This window comes from Arthrobacter sp. Bi26 (assembly GCF_918697925.1).
GTDB lineage: Bacteria > Actinomycetota > Actinomycetes > Actinomycetales > Micrococcaceae > Arthrobacter.
On record NZ_CAKKMF010000172.1, the window covers coordinates 1 to 4,143 of the forward strand.

The 4,143-nt window shown below is 64.3% G+C and carries 3 protein-coding genes and 1 pseudogene; 3 read left to right on the forward strand and 1 reads right to left on the reverse strand.

Features of this window, described 5'->3' with window-relative positions; genetic code table 11:
- The 3 genes and pseudogenes from LQV16_RS23010 to LQV16_RS23020 all read left to right on the forward strand — a co-directional run.
- A pseudogene (locus LQV16_RS23010) lies at positions 1-482 on the forward strand (cytochrome); the annotation flags it as partial.
- A gap of 439 nt (positions 483-921) precedes the next feature.
- Positions 922-1,968: a zinc-binding dehydrogenase gene (locus tag LQV16_RS23015; protein WP_229996153.1), complete on the forward strand. Its 1,047-nt coding sequence runs from the start codon at positions 922-924 to the stop codon at positions 1,966-1,968.
- A gap of 173 nt (positions 1,969-2,141) precedes the next feature.
- Positions 2,142-3,368 (forward strand): pentapeptide repeat-containing protein, encoded by a 1,227-nt coding sequence (locus LQV16_RS23020; protein WP_229996154.1) that lies wholly within the window; start codon positions 2,142-2,144, stop codon positions 3,366-3,368.
- 44 nt (positions 3,369-3,412) lie between these two features.
- Here the strand turns inward: LQV16_RS23020 and LQV16_RS23025 are convergent, their stop codons facing one another.
- Complete coding sequence (locus LQV16_RS23025; RefSeq protein ID WP_229996155.1) at positions 3,413-4,111, reverse strand: TetR/AcrR family transcriptional regulator; 699 nt, start codon at positions 4,109-4,111, stop codon at positions 3,413-3,415.
- Positions 4,112-4,143 lie beyond the last annotated feature (32 nt).

Consider the following 4,143-nt stretch of genomic DNA (forward strand, 5'->3'; position numbering starts at 1 on the left):
TCGCCCCGCCGGCCGACCCCGCCACGCCGCTGATCCTCATCGGCCCCGGCACCGGCATCGCGCCACTGCGCGGCTTCCTGGAGGAACGCGCATCGCAGCACGAGAGCGGCACGAAGGTGGGTCTGTCGCAGGTCTTCGTCGGCTGCCGCCACCCGGAGCACGACTACTTCTACCGGCAGGAGATGCAGGACTGGGAGCAGGCCGGGATCGCCCAGGTGCACACCGCCTACTCCGCGGTGACCGGCCACCCGGCCCGGTTCGTCCAGAACGCCATCGCCAACGCCGCCGACACAGTATGGCAAGCCATCGAAGACGGCGCGCACATCTACGTCTGCGGTGACGGCCGCCGCATGGCGCCCGCCGTGCGCGAGGCCCTCGCGGCGATTCACCGCGAGCGGACCGGCAGCGACGACGAGGCCGCCCAGCAGTGGCTCGCCCAGCTCGAAGCCGATGCGCGCTACCAGCAGGACGTCTTCGCCTGATCCCCCAGACGCCGGGAGGGTGCGGCGGTCCCGACACCCCGCCCCCTCCCGGCCACCACTGAGCAAGTCAACAAAAGGAGTCATCATGGCGACGGAAACCCAGGCCACTGCCGCCCCTCACGGAGGCATCCTGGCAGCCACCGGCAAAACCGATGCAACCACATTACCGCCACCGCAACTTCCGCCTGCTCACCTTGAGCACCGGCGGGCTTGCGAGCTGACCCATACGCCATGGGCCGGCTGGTACTGCGAGACCGCAGCTGACTGAAAACCGCGGCGGTGTCCACACATTCGCCTGATCCCCCAGACTCCGGGAGGGTGCGGCGGACCCGACACCGCCCCCCTTCCCGGCCACCACCCGATTGCGAACCACCACAAACCACACGGCAGCCATCGGCCCGAACCGCCAGGAAATGCCGCTCAGAGAAAGCAGATCACCATGAATACCATGCTCGCCGGACGCTTCCACCTGGACAGCAAGAAGTTCGCCGTGGAGGAGGTCCCCATCCCCGTTCCGGGCCCGGGTGAAATCCTGATCGAGGTGAAGGCCGCAGGTGTCTGCCTGTCGGACGTCCACCTGCTCGACGGTTCCCTCGTCCCACTGTTCGCCACCTCCGACGCGGTCACCGTCGGCCACGAGGTCGCCGGTGTGATCCACACCCTCGGCCCTGACCTTAAGCGCGGACTGACCGTCGGCACCCGCGTTACCCTTGAGGCCGGCAAGACCTGCGGCCAGTGCGGCGGCTGCGTGCGCCGCCGCCCCTGTACCCAGATGCGCACCGCCGGCATCGACTACGACGGCGGCTGGGCCCAGTACACCCTCGCCCGCGAGGACACGCTCATCCCCATTCCCGACAACCTCCCCTTCGATCAGGCAGCGATCATCCCCGACGCGGTTTCCACCCCCTACGCCGCCGTCGTTGCCACCGCCGGGGTGCGCCCCGCACAGTCCGTCGGCATCTGGGGCGTCGGCGGAGTCGGCGCCCACAACGTCCGGGTCGCCCGCATGGCCGGCGCCGCGCCGGTCATCGCCGTCGACCCGCTGCCCAGCGCCCGCGAGCGTGCCCTGGCCTTCGGTGCGGACTTCGCCCTGGACCCTGCCGCCGACGACTTCGCCGACCACATCCGCATGGCTACGGGCGGACGAGGCCTGGACTTCGCCTTCGACTGCGCCGGCGTGCCCGCCGTCCGAGAGCAGGCCGCCTCCGTACTCGGCCTCAACGGCGCCCTCATCCTGGTCGGCATCAGCCCCAGGCCCCTCACCATCACCGAGGGCCTGACCTTCAACTACCTCGGCAAGCAGGTGCGCGGCCACTACGGCGGCACCCCCGAGTCCGTCAGCGAGCTGGTCCGGCTGGCCGAGGTCGGACGTCTAGACCTCGCCCCCTCGATCACCGACCACTTCCCGCTCGCCGAGGCGGCCGACGCGGTGAACCGGCTGGCGAACAAGATCGGCGACCCGATCCGCCTCATCCTGGTGCCCTGACAGCTGAACAGCAGTTCATCAAGACCAGCTCGGCAGGAGCGGGTGGGCGCCGGTGCTTGAGGGAGCACCGGCGCCGGCCTCTCGTGAACTGTCGGTTTCGTCCCGGGTCTTCAGACCCACATAAGCGACAACGAGGCAGCAACGAACCTTGTTCAGCGCACATATTCACCCCCGTGACCTACCCAACAATCGAGACAATCGAGGATGCCATGTCTAGGAAACGTCACGAGTCCCCGACGGCTGCTTCGAAGGAAAAAGTCAGCCTATGGGGGCTGGTCCTACTCGGGTTTCTCGCCTCCCTAGCCTTGGTCGCGGCGCTATCTTACGTCTTCGCCGCCTACACCACGCAGAGTCTGACACCCTTGGGAAATCAGCAGACGCTGACGACTGATCAACAGTCCGGCGTTCTTCGGAACGCCGTGACAGCAGGGGCTGCGCTCGGTGTTGGTGTGACGCTGCTCCTCACCTACCGGCGTCAAAGAGCGACAGAGGAAAATCTCTCGATCACCAACAGCCTTTTGGAACTACAGCAACGGCAGCATGATACCCAGGTGGTCTCCGCCCTTAGGGACCGATACTCACTTGCAGCAGAGCAGCTGGGGAGCAAAAAGCTCCCCCTTGCCATTGCTGGCGTCCATTCAATCGAGTCCCTGACCGATGAATGGTTTGCGGAGCGCAACGAAGTTGAGCGGCAAAACTGTGTAAGTCTTTTGACTGAATTTTTAAGACTGGCCAAGAAGGACAAAGATAATCTTTCGGATGTAGGCTCTCTCATTACCGCGACCATCCTCCGCCGCTTAAAGGCAGGGCTCGAGGAGGGACGGTACTGGGGGCTGCGCATCAACATGGCATATCATGCCCCGTCCAACATTTCCGACCTATACGTCAATGGCGCACAGCTGGACCTCCGAGGCGTTCGTGCCGAGGACCGTGGAGACCATGACCTCGGCTACATGGCCAGGTGGTACGTGGCCGCCGGCAGCGTCGACCTGACCGATCTGCAGTTGGACATGGGCAATCTTCTCTTCCAGGACTCCGTGTTTCATGGCGGCAGCGTCAGATACAGTATCGACGAAAACGGCAGTGGTCGCGGTCGAATCGAATTCAACCGATGCACTTTCAGCGGAACAAAATTTGAAAATGTCGAACAAAGCCGCGATGCCCTGTCCCTAACGTTCAAAGATTGCCGATTTGAAGACGGTAGCTTCAACTTCGCCACGTATCAGCGGCCCAAATCCTTGTCCTTCATCAACTGCACCTTCGACAAGAACATATTTACAGGCAGTAAAGAAATGAGCGGGTTTGACTTCACCGAACTCTTGATTCACAACTGCGAATTTGCGGACGGCCTCCAAAAACTCGAAACCCGGAAAGCGCCAGAGGTTCCAGAGCGCGATTAGCATGGTGACGGTCGTTCCCCGCCGGCATCCCGAGGTCGGGCAATTCAGCGGGCAGCGTCTCCGTTCGCTGCCACCTCGTCGACGGCACCGCGCAGCCCGGCCGTTTGGAGTTCGGGGAGTGGACTGCTACATATTGCACGCGCTTCGTTGGCAGAGACACCCAACATTCGCAGCAGCGCCTCGGTCGCCCGATCCGTCGTCTCGGCGTCGTCGCGGTCCGGTTCGGCATGGATGAGCTGTCCGAGGAAGGTTGCCGCACCGACGGCGCACACCACGGCTACGTCGACGTCTGTCATTGTGAACCGACCGGAATCGACGCCGGCCTGAATGTCACGCCGGACACGCGGCGCCAGTCCTGTCTGCGCGCCGAGGATGTCGAGAGTTGCGTGCAGGATCACCTTGCTGAGCTGAGGTTCACGGCGGTGGAAGCGACCGGTCAACCGGAAGCTGGTGGCAAACGCGACGGCGGGGTCGTCGACGTCGGTGGTGAGCTCGTCCAGGACCGCGCCGAGGAGGTCCATGACGTGCTCGACCGCTGCCTCGAACAGCTGGTCTTTCGACTCAAAGTGGTTGTAGAAGGAGCCGATCCCAACGTCCGCGGCCTGAGTGATCTCCAGCACCGGCGTATTGGTCCGTCCTTGAGCCAGGAAGGACTGTGCTGCGCGGATCAACGCGGCGCGAGTCTGCGCCTTCCGTCGATGCGACCGGGTGGGTTCCGGGGACGAAGTTGGGGCTTGGGTCATCGCTGGCTCCTTGAAGTCATCCGGTCAAAGGA

What these genes read in the sequence shown, in the direction of transcription:
- LQV16_RS23015 (WP_229996153.1), top strand. Translation starts at nt 922, where the DNA reads ATGAATACCATGCTCGCCGGACGCTTCCACCTGGACAGCAAGAAGTTC.
- LQV16_RS23025 (WP_229996155.1), bottom strand. Translation starts at nt 4,111, where the DNA reads ATGACCCAAGCCCCAACTTCGTCCCCGGAACCCACCCGGTCGCATCGA.